Source organism: Cnuibacter sp. UC19_7 (genome assembly GCF_042699995.1).
Lineage (GTDB): Bacteria > Actinomycetota > Actinomycetes > Actinomycetales > Microbacteriaceae > Cnuibacter.
This window is the reverse complement of sequence record NZ_CP170560.1, coordinates 1,607,664-1,632,890: the sequence shown is the minus strand read 5'-3', so window position 1 is coordinate 1,632,890 and position 25,227 is coordinate 1,607,664. Positions and strand designations below refer to the sequence as shown.

The following is a 25,227-nucleotide window of genomic DNA, read 5'->3' as shown; positions in this document are numbered from 1 at the left end:
GACGGCCTCCTTTCCTCGGGGTGGTGGGGTGGTCAGGGGTCGCTCGCGAAGACCAGCTCGAAGAGGTCGACCGGACGCTCGGGGAGGGTGGTCGGCGCTTCGAGATGCACCGCTCCGCTCGGAAGCAGTCCGGCTCCACCGTGCCGGTCCATGACGCGCCACTCCGCGGCGACGTCCTCTCCCGAGTGCAGAAGCGGCGCGGTGCGCCAGAACTCGAACGCTCCCGCCTCGGCCAGCGCGGCCCGTCCGTAGAGCACGCATCCGCCGACCCAGGCGACGTGGTAGGCCTGCCATCCGTTCGGCGGCATCTCCATGTCACGAGCCAGATGCACGAGGTTGGCGGCGTTGTGGAGCGGGAGCCGGCTCATCTGCGGTCCGCCGGGCCGCATCCTCTCCGGCTCGACCGCGCCGTGCCAGGGCTCGTAGCCGCGGCGTTGCTCGGGTCGCTCGTCGTCGAGGTAGGACAGGCCCTGAGGCGCCAGGCCCACGAATCCGCAGCCGAGCGTCTCGATGGCGTCGTGCATCCGCTGAAGCGAGCCGGGCTCGAGCCAGATGTCGTCGTCGAGGAAGAGGACGTGCGGAGCGCTCGACTGCTCGAACAGGAACTGCCGATGCTCGGCGATCCCACGGCGGGGGAGATGGGCCAGCTGCATGACCTCGCGTCCCTGGGCCTCCAGCACCCGCACCATCGCCTGCACGCTCGGGGAGGTGCGCGATGCCGCATCGTCGGACTGATCGCTGAGCACCACGCGGAAGGACGGCGAGTCCTGGGCGGCGAGCCCGGCCAGGGTCACGGCGAGCTCGGCGATGCGGCCGGTCGTGGGGATGAGCACGTCGATGCGCGGGGGGACGGCCTGCCCCGTCCTCGCCCACTCGGCGGCCTGGCGGCGCGCGCCGATCACGGCTTCCCCTCGACCTCGTGGCCGACGCGGGCGACGATCCGCTTCACCATCCCGGACGTGGACCGATCAGGCAGGTAGTCGAGGATGCGCACCTCGCCGCCGTAGGAACGGACCGTCTCGGTCTCGGTGAGCATCTCGGGGGTGTAGTCGCCGCCCTTGGCGTACACGTCGGGTCGCAGCGTGTCGAGGAGGTCGCGGGGGGTGTCGGCCGAGAACACGGTCACGTAGTCGACGCAGTCGAGGGCGCCCAGCACGGCGGCCCGGTCGGCGAGCGGATTGAGCGGCCGGTCCGGGCCCTTGAGTCGGCGCACCGACTCGTCGTCGTTGAGGGCGACCACGAGCACGTCGCCGAGCGCCTTCGCCTGCCGGAGATGGGTGGTGTGGCCGCGGTGGATGACATCGAAGCATCCGTTGGTGAAGACGATCCGCCTGCCGTGGTCCCGGTCGCGGCGGAGGCTCGCGGCGAGGTCGTCGCCGGTGAGCATCCGCCGCTCGTCGTCGCCGACCGCGGCGAGCAGGTCGTCCGCGGTGCAGACGGACGTGCCGGGGCGGCGCACCACGACGTCAGCCGCGGCCTGCGCGAGATCGGCGGCGACGGTGAGCGCGGCGCCGGTCGCGAGGGCGGCGGCGAGGGCGGCGGTGAACGTGTCGCCGGCGCCCGAGGCCTGGTTCTCGCGCACCGGATGCGCGGACGTCCGGCTCTCCGGCCCGTCGGGGCCGATGACCACGGTCCCGTCCCGGTCGAGCGTCACGACGGCGGCGCGCGCTCCGGAGATCGTGAGCACGGCACCCCAGCGCTCCTCCGCGGCGGCGGGCCGGTCGCCATCGAGGCGCTCGCCGAGCAGCAGCGCCGTCTCTCCGGCGTTCGGCGTGATCACGTCGGGGCGCGTCGGACGCCAGCGCGCCGGGTCGTGCGCGTCGACGACGAGCAGCGGCAGACGCTCGCGCCCGGCCGCCAGCGCGGCCAGCGCGGCGTCCCCGAGCAGACCGTTGCCGTAGTCGCACACCACCACGGCGTCGGCGCCGTCGAGGTGGCCGAGCAGGGCGTCGAGGGGGAGCCTCGCGTCGCCGAGGCGGTCGACCCGCACCAGGATCTGCTCGGCTCCGACCACGCGGGTCTTCGAGGTGGTGCACGCACCCGGTCGCTGTTCGACCCCGCCGATGTCGACGCCTGCCGAATCGAGCGACGCGAGCAACGTGCGCCCCTCCTCGTCGTCGCCCACCGCCGACACCAGCCGCACCCGAGCGCCGAGCGCGGCGAGGTTCGCCGCCGTGTTGGCCGCGCCGCCGGGGCAGTCGACGACCGTGTCGGCCTCGACCACGGGGACGGGCGCCTCACGCGACATCCGCTGGGCCGGACCGCTCCACCACCGGTCGAGGATGACGTCGCCGAGCACGACGATCCGCGGCGCCTCCGTGCGGAGGCGCGCGATCAGCTCGATGAGGTCGGTCCGGCCGATCATGGGGCCGCCTCGATGTGCACGACCTTCGTCAGCGTCATCTCGTCGAGCAGGCCCGGCCCGTATCCGAACCCCGAGCCGCTCGCGCGACGCGGTTCCGCTGAGCCGCCGGGCGCGCCGCCGAAGACCGCGTTGACCTTCACGGTGCCGACCTCGAGGGTGGCCACGGCGCGCTGGATGTGGTCGAGGTCCTTCGAGAGCACGGTCGCCGCCAGCCCGTAGCGGTCGTGGGCGGCGAGCTCGAGGGCCTCGTCGAAGTCGCGGACGATCTGCACCGGGGCGATGGGGCCGAACGTCTCCTCGCGCATGATCGTCATCGAGGGGCGGCATCCGACGAGCACGGTGGCGGGGTACCAGCTCCCCGGCCCGTCCGGGACGACGCCGCCGATCAGCGCCTCGGCGCCGTCGTCGAGCGCCTCCCGCACCTGCTCGTGGACGAGGTCGCGCAGGGCGTCGTCGACCAGCGGGCCGAACGACAGCGAGCCGGTGCGCGCCTCCGCCTCCCGCACGAGCGCGACGAGGAAGGCGTCAGCCAGGTCCTGGTGCACGAAGATGCGCTCGACCGACGTGCAGATCTGGCCGGTGTTCGCGAAGGCGCCGAGGGCCGCCTGCCCTGCCGCCCACTCGGGGTCCACTCCCGCGTCGACGAGGAGCGCGTCGTTGCCCCCGTTCTCGCGCACGACGTGGGCGCCGGTGAGGGCCGCCGCCCGGGCGATCCTCTCGCCCGCCGCGGTCGAGCCGACGTGCGCCACCATGGCGACGTCCGGATGCGCGACCAGCGTGGCGCCGGTGTCGGCGTCGCCGTCGACGGTGACCACCACATCCTGCGGCAGGGCCTGGGCGATGAGCTCGCCCAGCCTGCGGCCGAGATGCGGGCAGCGCTCGCTCGGCTTGAAGACGACGGTGTTGCCGGTGACGACGGCGGCGCCGATCAGGCCCGCGGCGACGGCGACCGGGTCGTTCCACGGGGTGATCACCGCCACCACCCCACGCGGTTCGGCGACCGTGTAGTCGGCTGCGGTCGCCGGGCCCCGCAGGGCGCGGCCGGTGTGCAGCGGGCCGAGCTCCGCGTACTGCACGAACGTGGCCACACCCGCGGCGATCCCCCCGAGCGCCTGGTCGAGCGGCTTCCCCGTCTCCCTCTCGTTGAGCCTGGCGAGCTCGGTCTCGTGGTCGCGCAGCACCGCGGCGATCCTGTGCAGCAGCGCGCCGCGCTGCGCCGGAGCGGTGCGGGCCCAGCTCGGGGCGGCGGCCTTCGCCCGCTCCACCGCGGCGGCCACCTGACGCTGGTCGGCCGGCGAGACCGTGCCCACGGGGTCACCGGTCCGCGGGTCGGTGATGACGATGTCCCCGTCGGCGGGGGCGAGCCGGTGGGTGTCGTCGCGAGAGGGCGTCGAGGGCAGCATGCCTGCCCCGTACCCACTCCGTGTGCCCCTCACACCCGAGGCACCGGATCCGGTCGACCGGGTTTCGATCGGGGGAGGCAGGGGAACAGATGAGGCGACCGAGAGGAGTGATGCCATGCGTCCCAGATCCGCGCGGGACCGCCGGGATCCGTTCGACGACGTGCTCCGCATCGCCGTGCTGAGGGGAGGCGGGCTCGGCGACCTCCTGTTCGCGCTGCCCGCCGTCGACGCGCTGGCGGCCGCCTACCCGGAGGCCGAGATCGTGCTCCTGGGCACGCCGATGCACCGGGAGCTGCTCGACGGGCGGCCCGGCAGTGTGTCGAGCGTGGAGGTGCTGCCGCGGGCCCGTGGGGTGCACAGCCCCGACGGCGGCGACGACCCTCGCGGGATCGCGGAGTTCCTCACCCGGATGCGGGCCCGCCGCTTCGACCTCGCCTGCCAGCTGCACGGCGGAGGGCGCTACTCGAACCCGTTCGTCGCCGAGCTGCACGCCCGGCACACCGTCGGCACCGCTACCGACGACGCCCTCCCGCTCGAGCGCGTGATGCCCTACGAGTACTACCAGCACGAGGTCGTGCGCTGGCTCGAGACGGTGGCGCTGGCCGGGGCCGAGCCGGTCACCCTCGAGCCGCGCATCATCGTCGCCGACGACGAGCGCGCGGCGGCGGAGGCGCACCTCGAGCGCGGAACTGCAGGGTACGTCGTGATCCACCCCGGCGCGAGCGACCCGCGGAGACGCTGGCCGGCGGAGCGCTTCGCGGAGATCGCGGTCCGTCTCGCCGAGGAGGGCATGCAGGTCGTGGTGGTGGGGGAGGGATCCGACGCCCACCTCGCGGACGCGATCGCGGGCCTCGCCTCGTCGTCGCTCGTGACCTCGATCGGCGGTCGTCTGAGCCTGGGCGAGCTGGCCGGTCTCCTGGCGCGCGCGGACCTCTTCGTCGGCAACGACAGCGGCCCGCGCCACCTGGCTCAGGCGGTCGGATGCCCCACCGCGTCGGTGTTCTGGGTGGGCAACCTCATCAACGGCGGGCCGCTCACCCGCACCCACCACCGGGTGCGCCTGGCATGGACGACGCGCTGCCCCGTCTGCGGCATCGACGCCACGCAGGTCGGCTGGTCCGCGCCGCGCTGCGAGCACGACGACTCGTTCGTCGCCGACGTGCCGGTCGACGCCGTCTGGTCCGACGTGTCCTCGCTGCTCGACGCGCGACCCCTCCGGGCGGTCGCGGCGACCGCCCGGAGGGTCTGACTCAGCGTCGCGTCAGACGCGCCACCAGGTGTCGAACGGCGTGGCCGGCACGGCGCGCTTGTGCCGTGTGGCGAGGAAGCGCTGCTCGATCGCCTCGGCCACCGGCGTCCCGACCTCGCGGCCCTCGAGGAAGTCGTCGATGTCGGTGTAGGTGAGGCCGAGGTTCGCCTCGTCGGTCTGACCCGGGTCGTGATCGAGCAGGTCGGCGGTCGGGGCCTTCTCGTAGAGTCGGGCCGGGGCGCCGAGGTACGCGAGGATCGCCTTGCCCTGGCGCTTGCTCAGGCCGGTGAGCGGCGTGATGTCGACGCCGCCGTCGCCGTACTTCGTGAAGAAGCCCGTCACCGCCTCCGCGGCGTGATCGGTGCCCACCACGAGCAGCCCGCGCTCGCCGGCCAGCGCGTACTGCGCCACCATCCGGGTGCGCGCCTTCACGTTGCCCTTGGTGAAGTCCGACATCTCGCTGCCGACGGCCTCGGCGTAGTCGCGGGCCACTCCGTCGACCCCGTTCTGGATGTTGATCACCACACCCGGCCCGGCCTGGATGAAGCCGAGGGCGAGCTGCGCGTCGTCCTCGTCGGCCTGCACCCGGTAGGGCATGCGGACCGTGACGAAGTCGACCTCGCGCCCCTGCTCACGCAGCCGCTCGACCGCGAGCTGGCAGAGACGACCGGCGAGGCTGGAGTCCTGGCCGCCGCTGACGGCGAGGACGAACCCCCGGGCGCCGGTCGCGCGGAGGTAGTCGCAGAGGAACGAGACGCGGGCCTCGACCTCCTGGGCGGGATCGATCTCGGACTTGACCTCGAGCTCGTCGATGATGGTCTTCTGAAGTGGGCGCACAGCTTCCAGTATCGACGCCGGACGCCGATAGTCGAGCCCTCAGGGCCAGGAGGGCTCCTGCTCCGGTGCGATCACCAGCTCGCGGACCTCGACCCCGACCGGGCGGGTCAGCGCGAAGACGACGGCGTCCGCCACCTCGGAGGCGTCGATGAGCTGTGCATCCGCCCCCGGCTTGTACTGCTCGTCGCGGCCCTCGAAGAAGCGGGTGTTCATGCCGGCCGGGATGATCGTGGTGACACCCAGCTGCCCCTTCGTCTCCGCGGCGAGGGAGCGCGAGAAGCCGAGGACGCCGAACTTCGACGCGCAGTAGGCGGTGGCGTCGCCGAGCGCCCGCAGGGCGAGCGAGGACGCGATCGTGACGACACGTCCGTGGCTCGACTTCAGGTGGGGGAGCGCACCGCGCACGGCGGCGACCGTGCCGAGCAGGTTGACGCCGACGATCCGCTCCCAGTCGGCACCGGAGATGCCGTCGAGCGGAGCGGGCCGGTCGACGCCCGCGGCGGTGACCACCGCATCCAGACCGCCGAAGCGGGCGGCGAGGTCGTCGACCAGCGCCTCGGTGGCGCGGGTGTCGGAGACGTCGCAGGGGAAGGCGTGCTGGTCGCTCAGGGCGCTGACGTCGAGGTCGAGTACGAGGGCGGTGCCGCCCGCCGCGCGCACGGCGGTGACGACGGCGGCGCCGAGTCCGGAGGCTCCTCCGGTGACGAGGACGGTTCCGAGGGGGCGGATGTCGGGCATGGCTGTCCTTTCGAGCAGGGTGATGAGAGCAGGGGTGACCCTCCACGTCAGCCGACGCGGGAGAGCGCTCCGGCCAGACGGGTGGTGGATCGACCGGGGAAGTAGGGGACCGTCACGGTGCGGCCGCCCCACTCGCCGATGACGGCGGTCTCGGGCAGCTGGTCGGCGGAGTAGTCGCCGCCCTTCACCCAGAGGTCGGGCTCGAGACGGCGCAGCGCCTCGACGGGGGTGTCCTCGTCGAACACCAGCACGGCGTCGACGCACTCGAGGGCGGTGAGCAGATCGCTGCGGTCCTCCTGGCCCATGATCGGACGTTCGGATCCCTTGAGCCTGCGCACCGAGTCGTCGCTGTTGAGGCAGACGACCAGGCAGTCGCCGAGAGCGCGCGCGGCGGCGAGCGTCCTGGCGTGACCGGCGTGCAGCAGGTCGAAGCAGCCACCGGTCGCCACGACGGTCCCGCCCCGGGCCCGGGTCGCGCGGACCACGGCGAGGGCCGCATCCGCGTCCCCGCCGAGAGGACGGGAGTTGTCGGGCAGCGCGAGCGCGGCCACGCCGCCGTCGGCGAGGAAGCGTCCGACCGAGGCGACGGCGGACTGCACGGCCGAGGGGAGGCCGGCACCGCTCGCCAGTGCTCCGGCGATCGAGGCCGCGAGCCGGTCGCCCGCGCCGCAGGTGTCGGCGCCGCGGACCTCCGTGGTGGGGACGAGGTGCGGAGGAGCATCCGGACGGTGCAGGAGGGCGCCGTCGTGGCCGAGCGTGACGAGCACGGCGTCCACTCCCCACTCCTCCGACAGGCGCACGGCGGCCTCGGCGGCGGCGTGGCTGTCGTCCCCGCTGACTCCCGCGAAGCCGCGGGCCTCCGCCAGGTTCGGTGTCACCACCGTCGCCGACCCGACCGGTCGGGTTCCGCGCGGATGCGGATCCCACACCAGGGGGATGCGGTGGCCGACCTCGTGCAGAGCCGCTCTGAGCCGCTCGTCGGCGGTGAGGCCGCGACCGTAGTCGGCCACGACGATCGCGTCTGCGCCCTCGAGCGCGGCGAGCATGTCGACCGTGACGGGCGGAACCGGGGTGATCCCGCAGTCCTCGTCGAGACGGGTGACGACGTGGCCCGAGCTGCGGATGCGCGACTTCGACGGCGTCGGCGCCTCCGTCCTGGCGGCGACGACGTGCACGCGGCCGATGCGGGCGAGGTCCTCTTCGATGTCCGCCGCGCGACCGTCGCGGCTGAGCACGGTGACGAGGTCGACGTCGTGCCCGTCGCGCGCGAGCAGCGTCGCCACGAGGCCGGCGCCGCCTGCCCGCACGACGCGCTGGGCGACGACGACCACGGGAGCCGGCGCATCCGGAGCCAGGCGATCCGACGAGCCCTCGACGTCGACGTCGAGCAGCGTGTCCCCCACCACCACGATCCTCACGAGCGGCCGCCCTCGGACGTGGATCCGCGCCGACCGGCGCTCGACGGCGCGTGCGCCGCGGCGTCGTGTGAGTGCACCCGGGCGTCGAAGACTCGGCAGAGCAGGTGGAGCATCACGAGCTGGGCCTCCTGCACGGCCGCCCCCGTGCCGGGCAGCGCGATGTGCTCGTCGCACTCGAGGCAGAGGGCGTTCGGCCCTGCGCCGGTCAGCGCCCAGGTGGTGGCCCCGACCCTCCGCGCGGCCTCGGCTGCGGCGAGGAGGTTCGGGCTCTTCCCGCTCGTCGAGAACAGCATCAGGATGTCGCCGGCGCGCGCGTGAGCGAGCACCTGGCGGGCGAAGACCTGGTCGTAGCCGTAGTCGTTGCCGATCGCGGTGAGGCTCGACGACTCGGCGTGGAGCGACAGGGCCGAGAAGGGCCGCCGCTCGCCGTCGAAGCGCCCGACGAGCTCGGCGGTGAGGTGCTGTGCCTCGGCGGCCGATCCGCCGTTGCCGGCGGCGAGCAGCCGCTGCCCATGGAGGAGGCGGTCGGCGAGGCGCTCGCCCCAGCGGGTGATGTCGGGCAGGCGGTCGCGGAGCGCCTCGATCGTCTCGAGGTGGTGTCGGAGGTGCTGATCGAGCACGGGCTCGAGGGTCTGCTGCTCACGGGTGTCGACGATGGTCACGAGCGAACCTCCTTCCGGGGGCGGCTGCGCGCCGCCCGGGCGGCGGTGAGCTGGGTGTACACGGACTCGGTGTCGCGGGCGACCCGCTGCCAGGAGTACCGCGAGACGGTCCGCCGGTGTCCCGCTCGGCCCAGCCGACGCAGCCGCTCGGGGTCGTCGAGGAGCGCGCCGACCGCGGAGGCGATGGCCTCCGAGTCGCGCGGCGGCACGTGGACCCCGGTGATCCCGTCGACGACGCTGTCGATGAGCCCGCCGACCGCGGCCGCCACGACGGGCGTGCCGGTCGCCATGGCCTCGAGCGGCACGATGCCGAACGGCTCGTACCACGGGGCGCAGACCACCACGTCGGCGGAGCGGAGCGCCGCGGGCAGGTCGGCCTGCCGGATCTGCCCGCGGAAGGTCACGAGGTGCTCCACGCCCAGCCTCCGGGCGTGGGCGCGGAGGCGCTGGACGTCCACGTCCTCGTCGGCGTGACCCGGTGGCCTCGATCCGCCGAGGACGACGAGCTCGACGTCGTCGCGGCCCTCGTCGACGAGCTGTCGGAGCGCGGAGATGGTCAGGCCCACGCCCTTGCGCTGCACGAGACGGCCCACGGTCATGATCCGGTGCCTCGGCCCGCGGGGCTCGGCCGGCCCCTCCGGGCTGAAGAGCTCGAGGTCGACCCCGCAGGGCACCACCGAGATGTGCGAGGTGTCGACGCCCATCGCCTTCAGCTCGAACGCCTCGTCGGAGCAGGTGGCGATGACCGCATCCGCGGCGGTGCCGACCATCGGCTCGAGCGCCGCGCGCTCGGCGGGCGAGGTGTCCTCGGTGCCCTGGTGGCGGCGCTTCACGGTCCCGAGCGCGTGGAACGTGTGCGCGACCGGCACCGGATGCGGCAGCCGCCGCGCGGCGCCCTCCGCCGCGAGGCCCGACATCCAGAAGTGGCTGTGCACCACATCCGGGGTCTCGTCGCGCCAGTGCTCGACGAGACGGTCGGCGAACACGTCCATGAAGGGCAGCAGCTCGTCCTTCGAGATGCGCTGCGGCGGCCCGGCGTCGACGTGCACCACCTCGACCCCGGGGCACAGCGCCACCCGCTCGGGCCGGGCGGGGTCGTCGCGCCGCGTGAACACGGTGACGGTGTGGCCGCGGCCGGCGAGCTCGCGCGACAGGGCGGCGACATGGACGTTCTGGCCGCCCGCGTCGACTCCGCCGAGCGTGGCCAGCGGGCTGGCGTGCTCGGAGACCATCGAGATCCTCATCGGGACTCCCTTCCAGGTGAACCGGCCGTCCGGAGACTCCGGCGGTGCGCGTGCTCGTCGAGCAGGTCGGCGAGGACCTCGTCCCACCGGGCGTGGAACGCGGCGAGGCCGTAGTGGGCGAGCGCGTGCTCGCGTGCCGCGTCGCCCTTGCGTCGGGCGAGGTCGGGATCGCGGAGCAGCGCCCGCGTCTCGGCGTGGAGGGCGTCGAGGTCGGCCGAGACCAGGCCCGCCTCGGGCGGCACCGCGCGCGAGGCCTCCGTGGCGTCGAGCGCCACCACCGGCATCCCCGCGTGCATGGCCTCGAGGAGGGAGAGACCGAGACTCGTCCAGCGCATCGGATGCAGGTAGAGGCGGCGCCGCGCCAGCTCGCGATGCAGGGTCGACGTGGGTGTGTCGCCCTCGACCCGGACGCGGTCCGCGTCGAGCTCGAGCACCTCGGGCAGGGTCTCGGCGCCCATGCCGTACACGTCGAGCGGGGCGATGCTCGCGAACCCGGGGAGGAGGTCGGTGCCGGTGACCCGCCAGCGACGCACCGGTTCGTTCACGACCGCGCCGATCCGCTCGAGCTCGCCGGTGTAGAGGTGCCCGGGGTCGGCGACGCCGTGCTCCACGACCGCCGTCCGCGCCCGGCCGCTGTCCCACAGCATCCGATTGACGTGGGTGACGTGCACGATCGGGATGTCGCCCTGGTCGGCGAGCGGATGCACGGTGTTCGGCACATCGCCCTTCGGGGTGTTGTGCTCGACGAAGACCGCGGGCAGGTCGACGCCGGGGCGACGGCCGGTGAGCCGCTCCACGGTCTCGATCTCGTCGGTGCGCTGCAGCACGACGGCGTCGATGTCGGCGTCGTGGAGCTCGTCGAGTGGCACCTCGACGGCGGTCGAGGGCCAGTCCCGCCCGCCGCGCCCGAGGCCGGCGGCGTCGCGAGCCGGGCTCGTCGGCAGCAGGTACCGGTGGGTGCCGCGGACGAACGCGTCCGTCCATCCGCCGTGCACGTGCCAGAGCAGGATCCTCATGCGATGCTCCGCTCACGTGATCCGAGCCCCACCAGCTCCGGCGCCAACCCGAGCACCGCCTCGCGCACGGTGGACGGCGTGACCGAGGTGAGGCAGGGATGCCCGGGCACCGGGCACTCCGTCGCGCGGGTGCCCCGGCAGTCGGCCCGCTGGTCGCCGAGGAGCAGATGCGGTACGCCGTACGGCGCCCAGCGCTCGGGCGGGACGACCGGGGAGAACAGGCTGACCACGGGGGTGCCCACCGCGCTCGCGAGGTGTGCGGGGCCGGTGTTGCCGCAGACGACGACCGAGGCTCGGCGGATCACATCGGCGAGCACACCGAGCTCCGTGTCGCCGCCCAGGTCGACGCCGTCGTGCCCGGCGACGCGTGCCGTCAGATCCCGCTCGCCCGGTCCACCGGTCACGACGCAGCGCACGCCGTCCTCGGCCAGCAGCCGCACGAGCTCCTCGTGGTGGCCGGTGGGCCACCGGCGCGCCGAGGCGGAGGCGCCGGGATGGACGACGACGTAGGGGCCGGCGGAGGCGTACAGGTCCTCGCCGCGGGGGTCTGTCCCCATCCGCAGCCCGCCCGTGTCTCCGTGCGGGAGGTCGAAGCCGGCGGACCTGGCGATCGTGAGCGCCCGCACCGGCTCGGGCTGATCCTCGGGGAAGTCCTCGCCGGGCTTCAGCCGCACGTCGAGGAGGGAGCCGGCGAAGTCGACCGACGCTCCGACGATCCGCGGGACGCCCGCGAGCCGCAGCTCCAGCGCCAGAGGGAGCGGCGATTGGTGGAACGAGGTGAGGATGATCGCCACGTCGGGCCGGGCCTCCGCCAGGAGGCCCCGCAGGTCGGCCATCACCTCGGGAGTCACTGCCGGGGCGTTCGCGGTGATCCACGGGCAGTCCCACTCGAGCACGCGGTCGACCCCGGGCAGCAGCCGGGCCGCCGGCGCGCCGATGGTGCTGCACAGCATCCACACCTCGTCGATCCCGTCGGACGCGGCCACGGCGCGGACCGCCGGTCCGCAGAGGAGGACGTCGCCCACGCTGTCGAGCCGGGCGATGAGGGCACGCCGGGTCATGCGGCGGCCTCCCGGGCTCGTGGCTCGTCGTGGCCGGTCGACGCCCCGAGCAGGAGGTCGAGGGCTCCGGCGAGGTCGCGGGCCACGAGCGGAGCGGCGTCGATCTCCTCCCGCCGGGTGACGGGCGTGGGGACGAGCACCGCGCGGGCTCCCGCCGCGGTCGCGGCACGGACGTCGGCGCCGATGTCGCCGATGACCGCCGTCTCCGTCGGGTCGACGCCGAGGGCGCGCGCCGCGCGAAGCACGAGCCCGGGCTGCGGCTTGCGGCAGGCGCACCGGGCCTCCGAGGCGTGCGGGCAGTACTGCCAGGTGTCGAAGGGGCCGATGAGCTCGTCGACCCTGCCGTTGACGGCGTCGACCTCCTCGACCGTCACGAGGCCATGGGCCACACCCGACTGGTTCGAGACCACGCCCACGGCGATGCCGGCCGCTCGCAGCCGCGCGATCGCCTCAGCAGCCCCGGCCACGACGACGACGGCATCCGGGTCGCCGTTGTAGGGCACGTCGACCACGAGGGTGCCGTCGCGATCGAAGAGCACGGCGCGGAGTGGAGAGGTCATACTCCTGCTCGTCCCCACTTCTCCTGCTTCTCAAACCCGACCGGCGAACTCCTTCTCCTCGCAGGCCGCCGGGCGCGACGGGGTGGCCGTCACGCCCGATGTGGCCATGCTGGAAGCGTGACCTCCCCGCGGTGGCCCGACGATCGGCCCGTCCTCCTCGCTCTTCGGACGCTGAAGCTCGGCGACCTCCTCGTCGCCGTGCCCGCCGTGAAGGGACTCGCCAGGGCGTTCCCCTCGCATCGCGTGGTGCTCGCCGTCCCCGGGTGGCTCGAGCCGATCGTGCGCCTCGTCGAGGGTGTCGACGAGCTGCTCCCCACCCCCGGGCTCGACGAGCCGCTTCCCCTCGACCCCGGCGAGATCGACGTCGCGGTGAACCTCCACGGGAGCGGCCCGGAGTCGCGCAGGCTCGTGGACCTGCTGCAGGCCCGGCTGTCGATCGTGCACCGCGTGCCCGAGATCGACGACCTCGCCCCCGGCGACCCGCCCATGCCCGACTGGCAGCCCGAGCTGGGCGAGCGGGACCGCTGGGTGCGGCTGCTCGCCGCCTACGACATCCCCGCCGACGCCGCCGACGTCGGGCTGCTCTCCTCGGGCGACCGCGTCGACGTGGTGGGAGCGGCCGTCGTGCACGTGGGCGCGTTCTACCCCTCGCGGCAGTGGCCCGTGGAGCGCTTCGGGGTCGTCGCCCGCGAGCTCGAGGCGCGCGGCGAGCACGTCGTCCTCACGGGCAGCGCCGGTGAGCGGGAGAGGGCGCTCGCGGTGGCCTCCGCGGCCGGACTGCCGACCTCGCGCGTGCTGGCGGGAGAGCTCGGGCTGGCGGAGTTCGCGGGGGTGGTCGAGGATGCGCGCCTCGTCGTCTCGGCCGACACCGGCGCGGCGCACCTGGCCTCCGCCTACCGCCGGCCGTCGGTCGTGCTGTTCGGACCGGCGTCGCCGCAGAACTGGGGGCCGCCGCCCGGCCCGCACGTGGTGCTCACCGATGAGTCGAAGCGGCGCGGCGACGCGTTCGCGACCGACCCGGATCCCGCGATCCTCGCGGTGACGACCGACGACGTCCTCGCCGCGGCCGAGGGCCTGCTCGCCTGAGCGCGCGCGCTCACGCCGTCCGCGCGTCCTGGCTCACGTCGTCCGGATGCCCCGGTTCATGCCACTCGCGCGTCCGGGCTCACGCCGTCCGCGCGCTCTCGCCGCCCTCCGCGACCCCCATCGCGACGCGGAGCCGCTGCAGGGTCTTGGCCAGGATGCGCGACACCTGCATCTGCGTGACCCCGATCTCGCGGGCGATCTCCTGCTGCGTCCGGTCCTCGAACCACCGCAGGTGCACCACCCGACGTTCCCGCGGGGTCAACGTCCGGCTGCTCGACCAGAGCATCGCCGCGGCCTCGCTGCGCTCCGTCTCGTCGTGCTCGTCGGCGATCAGGTCGCCGAGGGTGTCGGTCTGGTCGGCGCCCACCCGCACGTCGAGCGAGGCGGCGCTGAGGTTCTGCTGGCAGGCGATGGCCTCCTCGACCTCCGCGGTCGTGACCCCGAGCTCCCTCGCCATCTCCGTGGCGCTCGGAGCCCGTCCGAGGCGCTGGACGAGGGCCGGCGTGGCGTCGCGCACCCGGGCCCGCAGCTCCTGCATCGCGCGCGGCGGGCGGATGAACCAGCCGTTGTCGCGGAGGTGACGCTTGATCTCGCCCGCGATCGTCGGCACCGCGAACGCCGCGAACGCGTCGCCCTTCGCGGGGTCGTACCGCCGCGCGGCCTTCACCAGTCCGATGTAGGCGACCTGCAGCAGATCCTCGTCGCGGGCGGCGTCGCGACGGTAGTAGCGGCGGGCGACCGACTCCGCGAGCGACAGGTTCCTCAGGGCGAGCTCATCGCTCGACCGCGCGCCGCCTCGCGGGCGCATCGAGAGCCGGGACGAGGTGTGTGCGCTGAGTGGGGTCACGCTCCCCACACACGTCTGCGCGTGAAGGAGCCCTAGGGGCTTGTGCGTGTGTCCCCGTCTGAGGGACACTGCCCCACGGTCGCCGGGGGACGCCTCGGCGGGGTCAGGTCCAGAAGCCGACGTGCGGCCCGGCGGCCTCGTCCTCCAGATGCGGCCCGGAGACCACGATGGGGCGCTGCCCCCGAGCGAACACCTCGCGGCAGGGCAGCGAGAACGTGGGGTTCTCGGGGTGGTCGCCCGTCAGCTCGAGCAGCCGCCGCTCGCTGAGTGCGTAGACCACCCGGTCCACTCCCGTCCAGTAGACCGCGCCGGAGCACATCGCGCAGGGCTCGGCGCTCGTGTACAGCGTGGTGCCGTGCATGCCGTCGGGGCCGAGCGCGCGGAACGCGGCGGCCACGGCGACGAGCTCGGCGTGCCGGGTGGGGTCGCCGTCCGGCGGCAGGGAGTCGTTGCCGGCCTCCGCGACGATCGCGCCCGACGCATCCGTCACCAGAGCCCCGAACGGATGCGTGCCCGCCGCCCGCGACCGCTCGGCGACGCGGATGCTCTCGCGCAGCAGCGCGAGGTCGGCGTCGGAGAGGCCCGCGTCCGCGGTCACGAGAGCTGGTTCGCCTCGACCCAGGCGAGGTACTCGGGGGTCACCGAGCCCGTGACGTACTCCCCGGTGAAGCAGCTCATCTCGAGGCTCTCGACCGAGGACCCCTCGATGATGGCGGCCTCCATGTCGGCGACCTCCTGGTAGATCAGGTTGTCGGCGCCCAGCGCCGCGGCGATCTCGGGGATCTTGCGGTCGTGAGCGACCAGCTCGTGGCGCGACGGCATGTTGATGCCGTACACGTGCGGGAAGCGCACGGGGGGAGCGGCGGAGGCGAACGTCACCTTGTTCGCTCCGGCCTGACGGGCCATCTCGACGATCTCCTTCGAGGTCGTGCCGCGCACGATCGAGTCGTCGACGATGAGGATGTTCTTGCCCTTGAACTCGGTCGACATCGCGTTGAGCTTCTGCCGCACCGACTTCTTGCGCGCCGCCTGCCCGGGCATGATGAACGTCCGGCCCACGTAGCGGTTCTTGTAGAAGCCCTCGCGGTACTCGACCCCGAGCTTCTGGGCCACCTGCATGGCGGCCGGGCGCGACGAGTCGGGGATGGGCATGACGACGTCGATGTCGCCCATCGGCGTGTAACGGGCGACCGTGTCGGCGAGGCGGTTGCCGAGGCGGAGCCGGGCCTCGTACACCGAGATGCCCGACATCACCGAGTCGGGACGGGCGAGGTAGACGTACTCGAACGAGCAGGGGATGAGCGAGTGCCGCGGCGCGCACTGGCGCGACACCATCTCGCCGTCCATCGCCACGAAGATCGCCTCGCCGGGCTCGACGTCGCGCACGATCTCGTAGCCGAGGCTCTCCATCACCAGGGACTCGGAGGCGACGACCCACTCGGTGGAGCCGCTGTCGAGCATCCGCCGGCCGAGGGTCAGGGGGCGGATGCCGTACGGGTCGCGGAACGCGAGCAGCCCGTGGCCGGCGATCATCGCGATGGTGGCGTACGAGCCCTCGACACGCTCGTGCACCCGCTCGACGGCGGTGAAGATCTGGTCGGGATCGAGGGCGACACCCGTGACCTGCTGCTGCAGCTCGTTCGCGAGGATGTTGAGCAGCAGCTCGGTGTCGGAGGTCGTGTTGAGGTGGCGGCGGTCGATGTCGAACAGCTCGCGCGTGAGCTCGCGGGTGTTCGTCAGGTTGCCGTTGTGCACGAGGATGATGCCGTAGGGCGCGTTCACGTAGAACGGCTGAGCCTCCTGCTCGGCGGAGGCCTTGCCCTGCGTGGCGTAGCGGACGTGCCCGAGGCCCATGGTGCCCAGGAGGCTGCGCATGTCGCGGGTGCGGAACGCCTCGCGCACCTGCCCGCGGGCCTTGTGCATGTGGAACATGTTGCCCTCGGCGGTGGCGATGCCCGTCGAGTCCTGACCGCGGTGCTGGAGCAGCAGGAGGCTGTCGTAGATCGACTGATTGACGGGCTCGGCCGAAACGATGCCCACGATGCCGCACATTCCGCCCAGTCTACCGGCGGGGTGGCCGTCGAAAGGTCGCCTGAGAGCCTCTACGAGCCCGTCTGCGCCGCATGGTCGCTCTCAGGCGACCTTTCGACGGTCACCCGCTGCCGCGAGTGCTGCGGATTGTGGGATCGGCTCGCCCCGTCGCGGCTCTGCGGTGGTCCGAGCTGTGCAGATCCGCAACAACATGGGCCAGGATGCTGTGGGTTCTCTACGATCGCGGTCGTGCACTTCCTGTTCCGCACCCTGCTGCAGCTGCTCCTCGGGCCCCGCCGCCGTCGCGTGGGCGTCTGGGACGTGACCCGCACGCCGTTCCACGTGCTGCCCACCGACCTCGACGTCAACAGGCACATGAACAACGGCGTCTACTTCTCCGTTCTCGACCTCGCACGCATCGACTTCCTGCAGCGGAGCGGGCTGTGGCGCGATCTCCAGCGCCGCGGCTGGTACCCCGTGGTGGCGGCCGAGACGATCACGTTCCGCCGCTCGCTCACCCTGTGGCAGCGCTTCGAGGTCGAGACGCGCCTCCTCGGATACGGGCAGCGGTCGGTGTACATCGAGCAGCGCGTGGTGGTGGGCGGCGACGTGTGGGCCCGGGCGCAGATCCGCGGTCGGTTCCTCCGCAAGAGCGGCGGTGTGGTGCCGATGGAGGACCTCGTCGCCGTCACCGGCCCGGCACCCGACGACGGGCGCATGCCGGAGTGGCTCGGTCGGTGGGGCGACGACACCGCGCTGCCGTCGACGAGGTCACCGGCCCCCAGCGAGTGGTGAGGCGGCCGACCTAGTCGGCGTCGTCGGGCTGAGGGCTCGTGGGGTGGTCGCCCTCCGAGTCGTCGTCGGTTCCGTCGTCGGCGACCGGGTGCAGGGCGACGGGGATGCCCGGGGCGATCAGCAGCTCGACCGGCTGCGGGCGTCCCTCCCCGTGGTTCACGGTGATCCATGTGACGCTCCCCGTGCGGTGCGCCTCCTCGACCGTGCGCTTCAGGGCCTCGTAGTCCCGGGCGCCGGCCGTGTACAGCACGCCGTCGTAGCCGATGTGGATGCGCTTCACAGATCCGCTCCCTCCTCCGCGGGCTGCTCCGGCGGCTCCGCGATCACCTGCAGTCCCTGGGGCGAGTTGGCCGTGGTCATGAGCGCGTCGATCCACGTGCGGTTGATCGACGGCGCGCGTCCGCCGGAGAACTTGAAGTACACGGGCACGGTCGGGTAGAGCCACAGGATGCTGCGGCCGTCTCCGATCTCGACCGGGTCCTTCCACGAGAAGAAGAACGACTCCCCGCGCCGGAGCTTCGCGCCGATGACGAGCTGGAGGTGCGCGAGGGTGCGGTCGTCGAAGTCGACGGTGAGCGTGGAGTCGTATGTGAACTTGCCCATGGCGGGATCGGCCCTCCGGGTCGTCGATGCTCGCAACCCTATGCCGGTCTCCCCGAGCCGCAAGGAGCACGTCGTCCTACGATGTGCGCATGGCGCTGCATTGGGAGGAAGTCGTCGTCGACTCGCGCGATCCGATCGCCTTGGGGGAATGGTGGCTCGAGGCTCTGGGGTGGGTCGAGGTGGGGCGGGGTGACGAGGACTTCGAGATCGCGCCCGCGGAGGGCGCGCACCCGACCCTGTTCTTCGGCCGAGTCGACGAGGAGAAGGTCGGCAAGAACCGTCTGCACCTCGACTTCGTGCCCGACGATCAGACGGCGGAGGTCGACCGGTTCCTCGCGCTCGGCGCGAGCCGTGTCGACATCGGGCAGCACGACGTGCCGTGGGTGGTGCTGGCAGACCCCGAGGGCAATGAGTTCTGCGTGCTCGCCGCGCGGTAGCGCAAAGGGGGGTTGCATACTCGGCGCGACGGCGTTGGGTGGGAGCATGCACCGGGTCAGCTTCGCCAACGAGTCCTTCCGGATGGCCGATGAGGCGGCCATCGCCCTCCTCGACTTCGCGGCGCTGGTCGCGCAGCACGGCGAGGCGCAGCAGCTGGTCCTCCCCGTGGTCGAGATGAACGGCGCCGCGGGGAGGCGGCGCGCGGTGATCGGGCCGGCGAGCCAGATCATCGCCGAGCCGATCGACACCGACGTGGCCGAGCCCGACGTGGCCGACTTCCTCGGCGATCTGCAGCGGCGATCGGTCCGCTACGGGCCCGCCCGGGTGCTGCCCGACGACGAGGCGCTGCCCGACCTCGGCCCGGAGGTGTGATCGCGGCGGGCGCCGCTCATCCGCGAGAATGGGTGGCATGAGCAGCAGCTACGCCGAGGCCGGGGTCGACACGCACGCGGGTGACCGCGCCGTGGAGCTGATGAAGGCGGCGGTGCAGCGCACGCACGGCTCCGAGGTGCTGGGCGGCGTGGGCGGCTTCGCGGGCCTCTTCGACGTCTCCGCGCTGCGCGACTTCACGCGCCCGCTGCTCGCCACCTCGACCGACGGGGTCGGCACCAAGATCGCCATCGCCCAGGCGCTCGACCGCCACGACACGATCGGACAGGACCTCGTCGGCATGGTGGTCGACGACATCGTGGTGGTGGGAGCACGGCCGCTGTTCATGACCGACTACATCGCCTGCGGCCACGTGGTCCCTGAGCGCATCGCGGCGATCGTGGGCGGCATCGCCCGCGCCTGCGCCGAGACCGGAACGGCGCTCGTCGGCGGCGAGACCGCCGAGCACCCGGGCCTCATGGCGCCCGACGACTACGACGTCGCGGGCGCGGCCGTCGGCGCGGTCGAGGCGGATGCGCTGCTCGGCGCCGACCGCGTGCGGCACGGCGACCTGGTGCTGGCGCTCGAGTCGTCGGGCCTGCACTCCAACGGCTACTCGCTCGTGCGGAAGATCGTGTCCGACCGCGGGGTCTCCTACACGGATGCGGTGCCCGAGCTGCCCTCCTACGACACCCTCGGCGACGCGCTCCTCGAGCCCACGCGGCTCTACACCGGCCCCCTCGTGCGGGTGCTCGCGTCGCCCGCTGGCGCCGGCATCCACGCACTCTCCCACGTGACCGGAGGTGGCATCGCGGCGAACCTGGCGCGCGTGCTCCCGCGCGGATCGTGGGCCGAGCTCGACCGCTCCACCTGGTCGCCCGCCCCCGTGTTCCGGGTGCTGTCGGAGTGGGCCGGCACGTCGCTCGCCGACGCCGAGCCCACCTGGAACCTCGGCATCGGGTTCTTCGCCGTGGTCGACGCCGCGGAGGCGCAGGCCGTGACGGCGGCGCTCGCGGCGGAGGGCATCCGCAGCTGGGCCGTCGGCGAGGTGTCGACCGCGCCGTTGCCCGACGCCGACTTCGAGCAGGGCGCCAAGGGCGTCGACGGCGGGGCCGTGCGGCTCACCGGGGCATACCCCGCCTGACGCGAGCCGTCCGGCCTTCGACCCCTCCGCGTGACCCGTCCGCATCCGCCTCACCCTCTGCGGCTCGGCCGTGGGATGATCGGGCCGTGGGGCGGTTCAACTCCGACGAGGCGGTGAGCGAGTTCGCGCGCCTCGCCGACGAGCTCATCGACGGCGGCGCGCCGGTCGAGCGCGGCATGATGATGGGCCGGCCGATCCTGAAGCTCGGCGGCCGGATGTTCGCCGCCCTCAGCCACGACGCGGTCGGCTTCACGCTCGGAGCTTCGACGCCCGAGCATGCCGCCGCGCTCGCGATCGAGGGCGCCGACCTGTTCGACCCCGGCCTGAGCGGACGCGCCTTCAAGGACTGGGTCGCCATCCCGCTCGACCGCTCAGACCGCTGGCCCGAGACCGCCGCGGCGGCGATCGCCCACATCGCCCGACGCTGACCCCGGCGGGTGTCGCGCATCCTCAGTAGGCTGAGGGGATGAGCACTCCCAAGCTTGCCCACCTCACCGGCGGCCCCCTCGACGCGCAGACCATCCCCCTCGAGGAGGGTGCCCCCGAGGAGCTCGTGCTGCCCTACAGCGAGGGCCAGGTCGTGTACCACCTGCAGTCGGTGTCCGACGACGACGGCCCCGCCACCGCCCACTACTCCTTCAACGAGGCCACCCAGATCCTCGTGGAGGACCAGTACAACCAGGCCGGCGACCGCATCCAGTCGGGTGTCGACACCGACGACGTCGAGGGCCGGTAACACCACGGAAACGCGCCGCGCGTAGCCTCGGCGCATGACGTTCGAGGTTCCCGCGGTCGACATCACCGCGTACGTGCAGGGCGGATCGGCCGATGAGAGGGCCGCGGTGGCCCGAGCCATCGATGCCGCGTGCCGGACGGTGGGCTTCATCCAGATCCTCGGTCACGGCATCCCGCGCGAGACGCAGGCCGGGCTGGCCTCCGCGATGGACGACTTCTTCGCCCTGCCGCTCGAGCAGAAGAAGGAGTACCGCACGCCGCCCGGCGTCAACCGCGGCTACGCGCCGCCGAAGTCGGAGAGTCTGAGCCTGAGCCTCGGCGTCGAGTCGGCCAGCCGGATGAACGACTTCTTCGAGGCCTTCAACGTCGGCGCCTCCACCGCCGACTACCCCGAGGCCGCCGCGGCCGGCGTCATCGACGAGGCGGACTACTCGCCCAACACGTGGCCCGACCGCGTGCCCACGTTCGAGCCGCGTGTGCAGGCGTACTTCGTCGAGGCGAGACGCGTCGCCGAGACCCTCACGACGATCTTCGCGGATGCACTGGGCCTGCCGGAGGGCTTCTTCGACGCCTTCACCACGCACTCCCTCGACGTGCTGCGCATGAACAACTACGCCCTCCCGCCCGGCACCGTCGACCTCGACGGCGACCTCACCGGGATGGGGGAGCACACCGACTACGGCATCGTCACAGTGCTGTGGGCGGATCAGGTGGCCGGCCTCCAGGTGCTCGGCTCCGACGGCAGATGGCACGACGTGCAGCCCGCCGACGACGCCCTCCTCGTCAACCTCGGTGACCTCACCGGCCGCTGGACCAACGACCGCTGGATGTCGACGCTCCACCGCGTGAAGCCGCCGATCGTCGACGGCACCATCCAGCGCCGTCGCTCCGCGGCCTTCTTCCACGACGGCGATGTCGAGGCCGTGATCGCGACTCTGCCCTCCTGCGTCGACGAGGCGCATCCGAACCTCTACGACCCCGTCACGGTCGGCGAGCACATCGCCGCGAAGCTGGCGGGCTCGCGCGCGGGCGTGCGCAACGCCGCCGGCCGCGAGACGGCGCGGGTGCTCGCCGCCGGCAGCTGACCCTCGCCCCGCCCCTGCCCCGCGGGCTGCGGGCCGGTGGCGTGGAAAACGCAGGGGCTGAGAGCCCTCGAGCCCCATCTATGGACGAAGGGCCTGAGCCCCTGCATCCTCCACGGTGACGTCAGGCGGCCGGCGGGGACAGACGTGGCGCGAGGGAGTCCTCGAGCTCGGAGAGCCGCTCGAGCCCCTCGTCGAACCGCGCGAGCGCGGCGACGAGGTCGGCGTGCCGCGCCTCGACGTCGTCTGGCGAGGCGCCGTGCCGCTCCAGGTCGGCGAGGTCGGAGCCGGCGTTCGCCCGGGCCCCCGCCAGCGCGGCGCGCGCCGCCGCGACCGCCACGGCGACGTCGGCGATGAGCACGTCGTCGGAGGCGCCGGCGATGGCCGCCACGTCGTCGAGCGAAGCGAGGACGAGGTCGCCCAGGGCGACCGACGACTCCGTCGCCGCCACCGAGGCGTCACGCACCGCCGCGTCGCGGTCCGCGCCCGATCGCATCCGCAGGGCGGTGCCGAGCTGCCGTGAGGCGACCGCGTCCGCATCCGCGGCCTCGAGCGCCGCGTGCCGACGCTCAACCGCACGCTCGCGGAGCCGTTCCGCGCGACGCACCCCGAGGGGGATGCGCTGATCCCTTTCGCCGGAACCCGAGGAGGCGCGCCGCTCGGCGGTCCGCCCCTCGTACCCCGCCACCATCGAGGTCAGCGCGGCCGACACGGCGAGCATGAGGCCCGCCGCAGCCCCGCCACCGGGATCGCCGTTCGATCCGGCGAGCCGGTCGAGCCAGTCGGTGAGGGAGGAGTCTCGAGTGGTGACCATGTCGTCGGCCATGACCACATCCAACCCTGTCGGCGGCCCCAGCGCGATGACCGAACCGCATGTCGGCCCGCATCCCCCGGTTCGTCCACGGTCGCAGGCTCCGCTCTTCCCCTGAGGATTCGTCCGTAGTAAGAAAGACGCACTCACAGCACGAGGTGATCCGATCGGGGGTGGATCGCACGACAGACGGGAGATCAGTGGGGGGCACAGCGGACGCGCCGGGCGGTGGCCAGGTCCCCGGTGGCGTCGATCCCTCGACTCCCGAGGAGTCGCGAGCCGTCGCCGCCATCCAGAGCGCGCTGACCGCGGGCAAGGGGGTCCTCCTGGTCGGTCGTTCACGGGCGGGGTCCTCGCCGCTCATCGCCGCCGCACTGCGCGGTCTGGGGCCGGATGTCGTGGTCGCGATGAGAGGAGAGGGTACCGGTGACGACGTCGCCGCGGGGCTCCCGATCCTCGTGTCGACCACGGGGCGTCTGGTGGCGCCCGATCTCCGCCAGGCCGAGATGGCAGGGCGACTCGTCTCGATCACGCTTCCCGCGATGGCCCCCTCCCAGGTCCTGGAGGCGATCCGGTCGCGGTTCGGCGGGACGCTCGGCGACCCGGAGTGGGCGAGGCTCGTCCCGATGCACAGGGTGAGCGATCTCGATCTCCTGGTCGACGCCGTGAGTCGCCTGCGTGGCGAGGAGGGGCAGGCGGGGCTCCGCGTCGATCCCGAGCCGGTGGCAGGCGCCCTGGCCGACGGGCAACTCCGGGAACGCGCGTGGGCTGTCGCGGACGGCGTCGCGGGAGATCCCGGGGAGATCGCCTGGACCCTGGATCTGCTCTCCCTCGTGCCGGAGCTGGAAGTCGGACGGGTCGAGCACACGCTGCGCGACCTCGGTGTGGCCGATCCGGCTGGCGTGCTCGAGAGGCTGGAGACCGCCGGCGTCATCACCGCCGTGACGAGCGCGGAGGACGTGCACCTGCACGTGTGTGACGGCGCCGTGCAGCAGGTGCTCTACTGGTCGCTGGGCAGCCTGCGCAGGCGACGTCTCGAAGGACTGATCGGGCCGCGCCTCCGGATGTCCCCGGTCGCCGAGCTGTCCAGGGGCGAGCTGCTGCATCTCGCGGCGCAGGAGTCGAGCGTCGAGCGGAGCGGCGCGCCGGAGATCCTGGTCGCCGCCGCCCGTGCCTCGCTGCGGGCGGCGGACAGGGCGCGCTCGCTTCGCGTCGCTCAGGCGGCCGTCGACTCGGGCGGGGGCTTCGACGCCGAGATGCTGCTCGCCGCCGCGAAGATCGAGGTGGGCGAGGTCGAGCAGGCGCGGCTCCTCCTGGAGGGTCTGATCCCCCGCGCCAAGGACGACGCCGAGCGCATGGGTGCAGTGGTCGCCCTGCTGCGTCTCACCTTCGACACCCGGATCGAGGCGCCAGGGCTCCGTGGCTATCCCGAGGCGCAGCCGGACGAGGTGGAACGCGGAGTGCTTCGGGGCTTCCTGCTCCACGCGCTCGGCGATGTGGTCGGCGGGGCTTCACTGGTGGAGAGGGGCATCGACCGGCTGGAGGGCGCGGGGCTCGCTCACGCGCACTACGTCATCGGGACGGCGCGGGTGCTGAACGGTCGCTTCTCCAGTGCCGACGGTCATCTCGAACACGCAGAGGCCATGCTCCGAGCCGCCGGGGAGGATGCCTCGATGGTGCAGATGCTTCGGGCCGACATGCTGTTCTTCCAGGGCCGCGCCCAGGAGTCGATCGCCATGCTCCGCGGCTTCATGGCGTCGGATCGGTCGTTCCACCACCCGGCCGCGCTGGGAACGTGCGGTCACATGCTCGGGTGGCTGCTCCTCATGACGGGGAGCACCTCGAGCGCCGTCGTCGAGTTCCGGCGTTCTGTCGACCACCTCGAGGTCGCGGGCGTGACCACCCTCGCGTTGATGGCCCGATCCGAGCTCGCCTCCGCTCTCGCGGTGGCCGGTCGGCACGACGACGGCACCGCGGTCATCCTCCCCAACGAGATCGAGCTCGCCAAGACACCCGGCGGCCCGCCGCTGGCCGCCTCCACGCTGGAGCAGGCACGAGGATGGCTGGCAGCATCCGCGGGCGATCGTGTCGAGGCGGCGCGGCTCTTCATCGCGGCAGCCGGCATCTGCGAGAAGAGCGACATGACGATCGGCGTCTTCGTCACCCTCTTCGAGGCGGCACGGTGCGGCGCCGCGAGAGCCGTGCTCGAACGCATGCGGGCACTGTCGGCGAGGATCGAGGGCCCCTTCGCCGTGTTCGCCCTGAGGTTCGTCGAGGCGCTCGCGCAGGCCGACAGAGACGCTGTCCCGGACTCCGGCATCGAGTTCGAGGCCGTCGCGCGCGACGCACTGTCGATGGGTCTTCACCCCCTCGCCGCCGAGGCGTTCGCGCACTCGGTGCAGGCATACACGGCGTCCGGACGTGAACGAGAGGCCGCGGCGGCGGCCCGACGCCGCGACGAGCAGATGCGCATCTGCGGGATCGACAGGATCCTCCTGGTACCGGAACGACGTGTCAGGCCGCTCTCGGTCCGTGAAGGGGAGATCGCAGACCTCGCTGCGGTGGGGTTGAGCAACCGCGAGATCTCCGAGAGGCTCGTGCTCTCCATTCGCACCGTGGAGACGCATCTGCTGCGGGTGTACCAGAAGCTCGGGATCCGTCGTCGGGGCGAGCTCGCAGAGGCGCTGGTCGGAGCGCCGCGGGCGCTGGTGGAGGACGCCTAGCCCGTTCTGG

27 protein-coding genes are annotated in these 25,227 nt (G+C 73.0%); 10 read left to right on the top strand and 17 right to left on the bottom strand.

Annotated features, from left to right (window positions below):
- Positions 1–32: 32 nt before the first annotated feature.
- The 3 genes from ACFJGV_RS07645 to ACFJGV_RS07635 are packed head-to-tail and all read right to left on the bottom strand — an operon-like array spanning position 33 to position 3,768.
- Complete coding sequence (locus ACFJGV_RS07645) at positions 33–902, bottom strand: glycosyltransferase family 2 protein (protein ID WP_378148056.1); 870 nt, start codon at positions 900–902, stop codon at positions 33–35.
- On the bottom strand, positions 899–2,365 hold the full coding sequence (gene rfaE2 / locus ACFJGV_RS07640; RefSeq protein WP_378148055.1) for a D-glycero-beta-D-manno-heptose 1-phosphate adenylyltransferase: 1,467 nt from the start codon (positions 2,363–2,365) through the stop codon (positions 899–901). Before rfaE2 ends, ACFJGV_RS07645 begins: the two co-directional genes overlap by 4 nt.
- A complete protein-coding gene (locus tag ACFJGV_RS07635) occupies positions 2,362–3,768 on the bottom strand; it encodes an aldehyde dehydrogenase family protein (RefSeq protein ID WP_378148054.1) in 1,407 nt (468 codons plus the stop codon). Before ACFJGV_RS07635 ends, rfaE2 begins: the two co-directional genes overlap by 4 nt.
- A gap of 115 nt (positions 3,769–3,883) precedes the next feature.
- Between ACFJGV_RS07635 and ACFJGV_RS07630 the strand changes: the two genes are divergently transcribed.
- Positions 3,884–5,017 carry a glycosyltransferase family 9 protein gene (locus ACFJGV_RS07630; protein WP_378148053.1) on the top strand — a complete coding sequence of 378 codons (1,134 nt, stop codon included), beginning with the start codon at positions 3,884–3,886 and terminating at the stop codon, positions 5,015–5,017.
- Positions 5,018–5,029: 12 nt separating this feature from the next.
- Here the strand turns inward: ACFJGV_RS07630 and nadE are convergent, their stop codons facing one another.
- Genes nadE through ACFJGV_RS07590 form a run of 8 tightly spaced genes read right to left on the bottom strand, consistent with a single transcriptional unit; the run spans position 5,030 to position 12,553 of the window.
- Positions 5,030–5,854: an ammonia-dependent NAD(+) synthetase gene (gene nadE / locus ACFJGV_RS07625; RefSeq protein WP_378148051.1), complete on the bottom strand. Its 825-nt coding sequence runs from the start codon at positions 5,852–5,854 to the stop codon at positions 5,030–5,032.
- A 39-nt stretch (positions 5,855–5,893) separates the two neighbouring features.
- Complete coding sequence (locus ACFJGV_RS07620; protein ID WP_378148050.1) at positions 5,894–6,592, bottom strand: SDR family oxidoreductase; 699 nt, start codon at positions 6,590–6,592, stop codon at positions 5,894–5,896.
- A 47-nt stretch (positions 6,593–6,639) separates the two neighbouring features.
- Positions 6,640–8,010: a PfkB family carbohydrate kinase gene (locus ACFJGV_RS07615; protein ID WP_378148049.1), complete on the bottom strand. Its 1,371-nt coding sequence runs from the start codon at positions 8,008–8,010 to the stop codon at positions 6,640–6,642.
- The gene (locus ACFJGV_RS07610) at positions 8,007–8,672 is read right to left on the bottom strand and encodes an SIS domain-containing protein (protein ID WP_378148048.1); all 666 of its coding nucleotides are present in this window, start codon (positions 8,670–8,672) and stop codon (positions 8,007–8,009) included. The genes ACFJGV_RS07615 and ACFJGV_RS07610 overlap by 4 nt, the downstream gene beginning before the upstream one ends.
- Positions 8,669–9,916, bottom strand: a complete 1,248-nt coding sequence (locus ACFJGV_RS07605; protein WP_378148047.1) for a glycosyltransferase — start codon at positions 9,914–9,916, stop codon at positions 8,669–8,671. Before ACFJGV_RS07605 ends, ACFJGV_RS07610 begins: the two co-directional genes overlap by 4 nt.
- Positions 9,913–10,932, bottom strand: a complete 1,020-nt coding sequence (locus ACFJGV_RS07600) for a glycosyltransferase (protein WP_378148046.1) — start codon at positions 10,930–10,932, stop codon at positions 9,913–9,915. The genes ACFJGV_RS07605 and ACFJGV_RS07600 overlap by 4 nt, the downstream gene beginning before the upstream one ends.
- Positions 10,929–11,993, bottom strand: coding sequence for a glycosyltransferase family 9 protein (locus ACFJGV_RS07595; RefSeq protein ID WP_378148045.1), 1,065 nt, complete (start codon positions 11,991–11,993; stop codon positions 10,929–10,931). The genes ACFJGV_RS07600 and ACFJGV_RS07595 overlap by 4 nt, the downstream gene beginning before the upstream one ends.
- Positions 11,990–12,553: an HAD-IIIA family hydrolase gene (locus ACFJGV_RS07590; RefSeq protein WP_378148044.1), complete on the bottom strand. Its 564-nt coding sequence runs from the start codon at positions 12,551–12,553 to the stop codon at positions 11,990–11,992. The genes ACFJGV_RS07595 and ACFJGV_RS07590 overlap by 4 nt, the downstream gene beginning before the upstream one ends.
- Before the next feature lie 117 nt (positions 12,554–12,670).
- Here ACFJGV_RS07590 and ACFJGV_RS07585 point away from each other — a divergent pair, with 117 nt between their 5' ends.
- Positions 12,671–13,639, top strand: coding sequence for a glycosyltransferase family 9 protein (locus tag ACFJGV_RS07585; protein WP_378148043.1), 969 nt, complete (start codon positions 12,671–12,673; stop codon positions 13,637–13,639).
- A gap of 79 nt (positions 13,640–13,718) precedes the next feature.
- Here ACFJGV_RS07585 and ACFJGV_RS07580 read toward each other — a convergent pair whose 3' ends face one another.
- From ACFJGV_RS07580 to purF, 3 genes are all read right to left on the bottom strand, one after another.
- Positions 13,719–14,486, bottom strand: coding sequence for a sigma-70 family RNA polymerase sigma factor (locus ACFJGV_RS07580; protein WP_378148041.1), 768 nt, complete (start codon positions 14,484–14,486; stop codon positions 13,719–13,721).
- Between the two features lie 103 nt (positions 14,487–14,589).
- A complete protein-coding gene (locus tag ACFJGV_RS07575; protein ID WP_378148039.1) occupies positions 14,590–15,084 on the bottom strand; it encodes a nucleoside deaminase in 495 nt (164 codons plus the stop codon).
- Positions 15,081–16,538 (bottom strand): amidophosphoribosyltransferase, encoded by a 1,458-nt coding sequence (gene purF / locus ACFJGV_RS07570; protein ID WP_378148038.1) that lies wholly within the window; start codon positions 16,536–16,538, stop codon positions 15,081–15,083. The genes ACFJGV_RS07575 and purF overlap by 4 nt, the downstream gene beginning before the upstream one ends.
- A 228-nt stretch (positions 16,539–16,766) precedes the next feature.
- Between purF and ACFJGV_RS07565 the strand changes: the two genes are divergently transcribed.
- Positions 16,767–17,312 (top strand): acyl-CoA thioesterase, encoded by a 546-nt coding sequence (locus tag ACFJGV_RS07565; RefSeq protein WP_378148037.1) that lies wholly within the window; start codon positions 16,767–16,769, stop codon positions 17,310–17,312.
- Positions 17,313–17,322: 10 nt separating this feature from the next.
- Here ACFJGV_RS07565 and ACFJGV_RS07560 read toward each other — a convergent pair whose 3' ends face one another.
- Together ACFJGV_RS07560 and ACFJGV_RS07555 are read right to left on the bottom strand one after the other, a co-directional pair.
- Positions 17,323–17,592, bottom strand: coding sequence for a hypothetical protein (locus ACFJGV_RS07560; protein WP_378148036.1), 270 nt, complete (start codon positions 17,590–17,592; stop codon positions 17,323–17,325).
- Positions 17,589–17,915 (bottom strand): ATP-dependent DNA ligase, encoded by a 327-nt coding sequence (locus ACFJGV_RS07555; RefSeq protein WP_378148034.1) that lies wholly within the window; start codon positions 17,913–17,915, stop codon positions 17,589–17,591. The genes ACFJGV_RS07560 and ACFJGV_RS07555 overlap by 4 nt, the downstream gene beginning before the upstream one ends.
- Before the next feature lie 89 nt (positions 17,916–18,004).
- Between ACFJGV_RS07555 and ACFJGV_RS07550 the strand changes: the two genes are divergently transcribed.
- From ACFJGV_RS07550 to ACFJGV_RS07525, 6 genes are all read left to right on the top strand, one after another.
- On the top strand, positions 18,005–18,352 hold the full coding sequence (locus ACFJGV_RS07550; RefSeq protein WP_378148033.1) for a VOC family protein: 348 nt from the start codon (positions 18,005–18,007) through the stop codon (positions 18,350–18,352).
- Positions 18,353–18,398: 46 nt separating this feature from the next.
- Positions 18,399–18,725: a hypothetical protein gene (locus ACFJGV_RS07545; protein WP_378148031.1), complete on the top strand. Its 327-nt coding sequence runs from the start codon at positions 18,399–18,401 to the stop codon at positions 18,723–18,725.
- Positions 18,726–18,762: 37 nt separating this feature from the next.
- Positions 18,763–19,866 carry a phosphoribosylformylglycinamidine cyclo-ligase gene (gene purM / locus ACFJGV_RS07540; protein ID WP_378148030.1) on the top strand — a complete coding sequence of 368 codons (1,104 nt, stop codon included), beginning with the start codon at positions 18,763–18,765 and terminating at the stop codon, positions 19,864–19,866.
- 86 nt (positions 19,867–19,952) lie between these two features.
- Positions 19,953–20,294: a hypothetical protein gene (locus ACFJGV_RS07535; protein ID WP_378148028.1), complete on the top strand. Its 342-nt coding sequence runs from the start codon at positions 19,953–19,955 to the stop codon at positions 20,292–20,294.
- Positions 20,295–20,332: 38 nt separating this feature from the next.
- A complete protein-coding gene (locus ACFJGV_RS07530) occupies positions 20,333–20,602 on the top strand; it encodes a response regulator (RefSeq protein WP_378148026.1) in 270 nt (89 codons plus the stop codon).
- 34 nt (positions 20,603–20,636) lie between these two features.
- The gene (locus ACFJGV_RS07525) at positions 20,637–21,686 is read left to right on the top strand and encodes an isopenicillin N synthase family dioxygenase (RefSeq protein WP_378148025.1); all 1,050 of its coding nucleotides are present in this window, start codon (positions 20,637–20,639) and stop codon (positions 21,684–21,686) included.
- A 121-nt stretch (positions 21,687–21,807) separates the two neighbouring features.
- Here ACFJGV_RS07525 and ACFJGV_RS07520 read toward each other — a convergent pair whose 3' ends face one another.
- Positions 21,808–22,509, bottom strand: coding sequence for a cyclodeaminase/cyclohydrolase family protein (locus ACFJGV_RS07520; protein WP_378148023.1), 702 nt, complete (start codon positions 22,507–22,509; stop codon positions 21,808–21,810).
- A gap of 47 nt (positions 22,510–22,556) precedes the next feature.
- Between ACFJGV_RS07520 and ACFJGV_RS07515 the strand changes: the two genes are divergently transcribed.
- The gene (locus ACFJGV_RS07515; RefSeq protein WP_378148021.1) at positions 22,557–25,217 is read left to right on the top strand and encodes a LuxR C-terminal-related transcriptional regulator; all 2,661 of its coding nucleotides are present in this window, start codon (positions 22,557–22,559) and stop codon (positions 25,215–25,217) included.
- Positions 25,218–25,227 lie beyond the last annotated feature (10 nt).

Bases quoted from the DNA above. Each gene is read 5' to 3' on its own strand.
- ACFJGV_RS07595 (WP_378148045.1), bottom strand. From the start codon at position 11,993: ATGACCCGGCGTGCCCTCATCGCCCGGCTCGACAGCGTGGGCGACGTC.
- ACFJGV_RS07600 (WP_378148046.1), bottom strand. From the start codon at position 10,932: ATGAGGATCCTGCTCTGGCACGTGCACGGCGGATGGACGGACGCGTTC.
- ACFJGV_RS07620 (WP_378148050.1), bottom strand. From the start codon at position 6,592: ATGCCCGACATCCGCCCCCTCGGAACCGTCCTCGTCACCGGAGGAGCC.
- ACFJGV_RS07515 (WP_378148021.1), top strand. From the start codon at position 22,557: ATGTCGGCCCGCATCCCCCGGTTCGTCCACGGTCGCAGGCTCCGCTCT.
- purM (WP_378148030.1), top strand. From the start codon at position 18,763: ATGAGCAGCAGCTACGCCGAGGCCGGGGTCGACACGCACGCGGGTGAC.
- ACFJGV_RS07530 (WP_378148026.1), top strand. From the start codon at position 20,333: ATGAGCACTCCCAAGCTTGCCCACCTCACCGGCGGCCCCCTCGACGCG.
- ACFJGV_RS07545 (WP_378148031.1), top strand. From the start codon at position 18,399: ATGCACCGGGTCAGCTTCGCCAACGAGTCCTTCCGGATGGCCGATGAG.
- ACFJGV_RS07525 (WP_378148025.1), top strand. From the start codon at position 20,637: ATGACGTTCGAGGTTCCCGCGGTCGACATCACCGCGTACGTGCAGGGC.
- ACFJGV_RS07630 (WP_378148053.1), top strand. From the start codon at position 3,884: ATGCGTCCCAGATCCGCGCGGGACCGCCGGGATCCGTTCGACGACGTG.
- purF (WP_378148038.1), bottom strand. From the start codon at position 16,538: ATGTGCGGCATCGTGGGCATCGTTTCGGCCGAGCCCGTCAATCAGTCG.
- ACFJGV_RS07635 (WP_378148054.1), bottom strand. From the start codon at position 3,768: ATGCTGCCCTCGACGCCCTCTCGCGACGACACCCACCGGCTCGCCCCC.
- rfaE2 (WP_378148055.1), bottom strand. From the start codon at position 2,365: ATGATCGGCCGGACCGACCTCATCGAGCTGATCGCGCGCCTCCGCACG.
- ACFJGV_RS07520 (WP_378148023.1), bottom strand. From the start codon at position 22,509: ATGGCCGACGACATGGTCACCACTCGAGACTCCTCCCTCACCGACTGG.
- ACFJGV_RS07550 (WP_378148033.1), top strand. From the start codon at position 18,005: ATGGCGCTGCATTGGGAGGAAGTCGTCGTCGACTCGCGCGATCCGATC.
- ACFJGV_RS07590 (WP_378148044.1), bottom strand. From the start codon at position 12,553: ATGACCTCTCCACTCCGCGCCGTGCTCTTCGATCGCGACGGCACCCTC.
- ACFJGV_RS07555 (WP_378148034.1), bottom strand. From the start codon at position 17,915: ATGGGCAAGTTCACATACGACTCCACGCTCACCGTCGACTTCGACGAC.
- ACFJGV_RS07605 (WP_378148047.1), bottom strand. From the start codon at position 9,916: ATGAGGATCTCGATGGTCTCCGAGCACGCCAGCCCGCTGGCCACGCTC.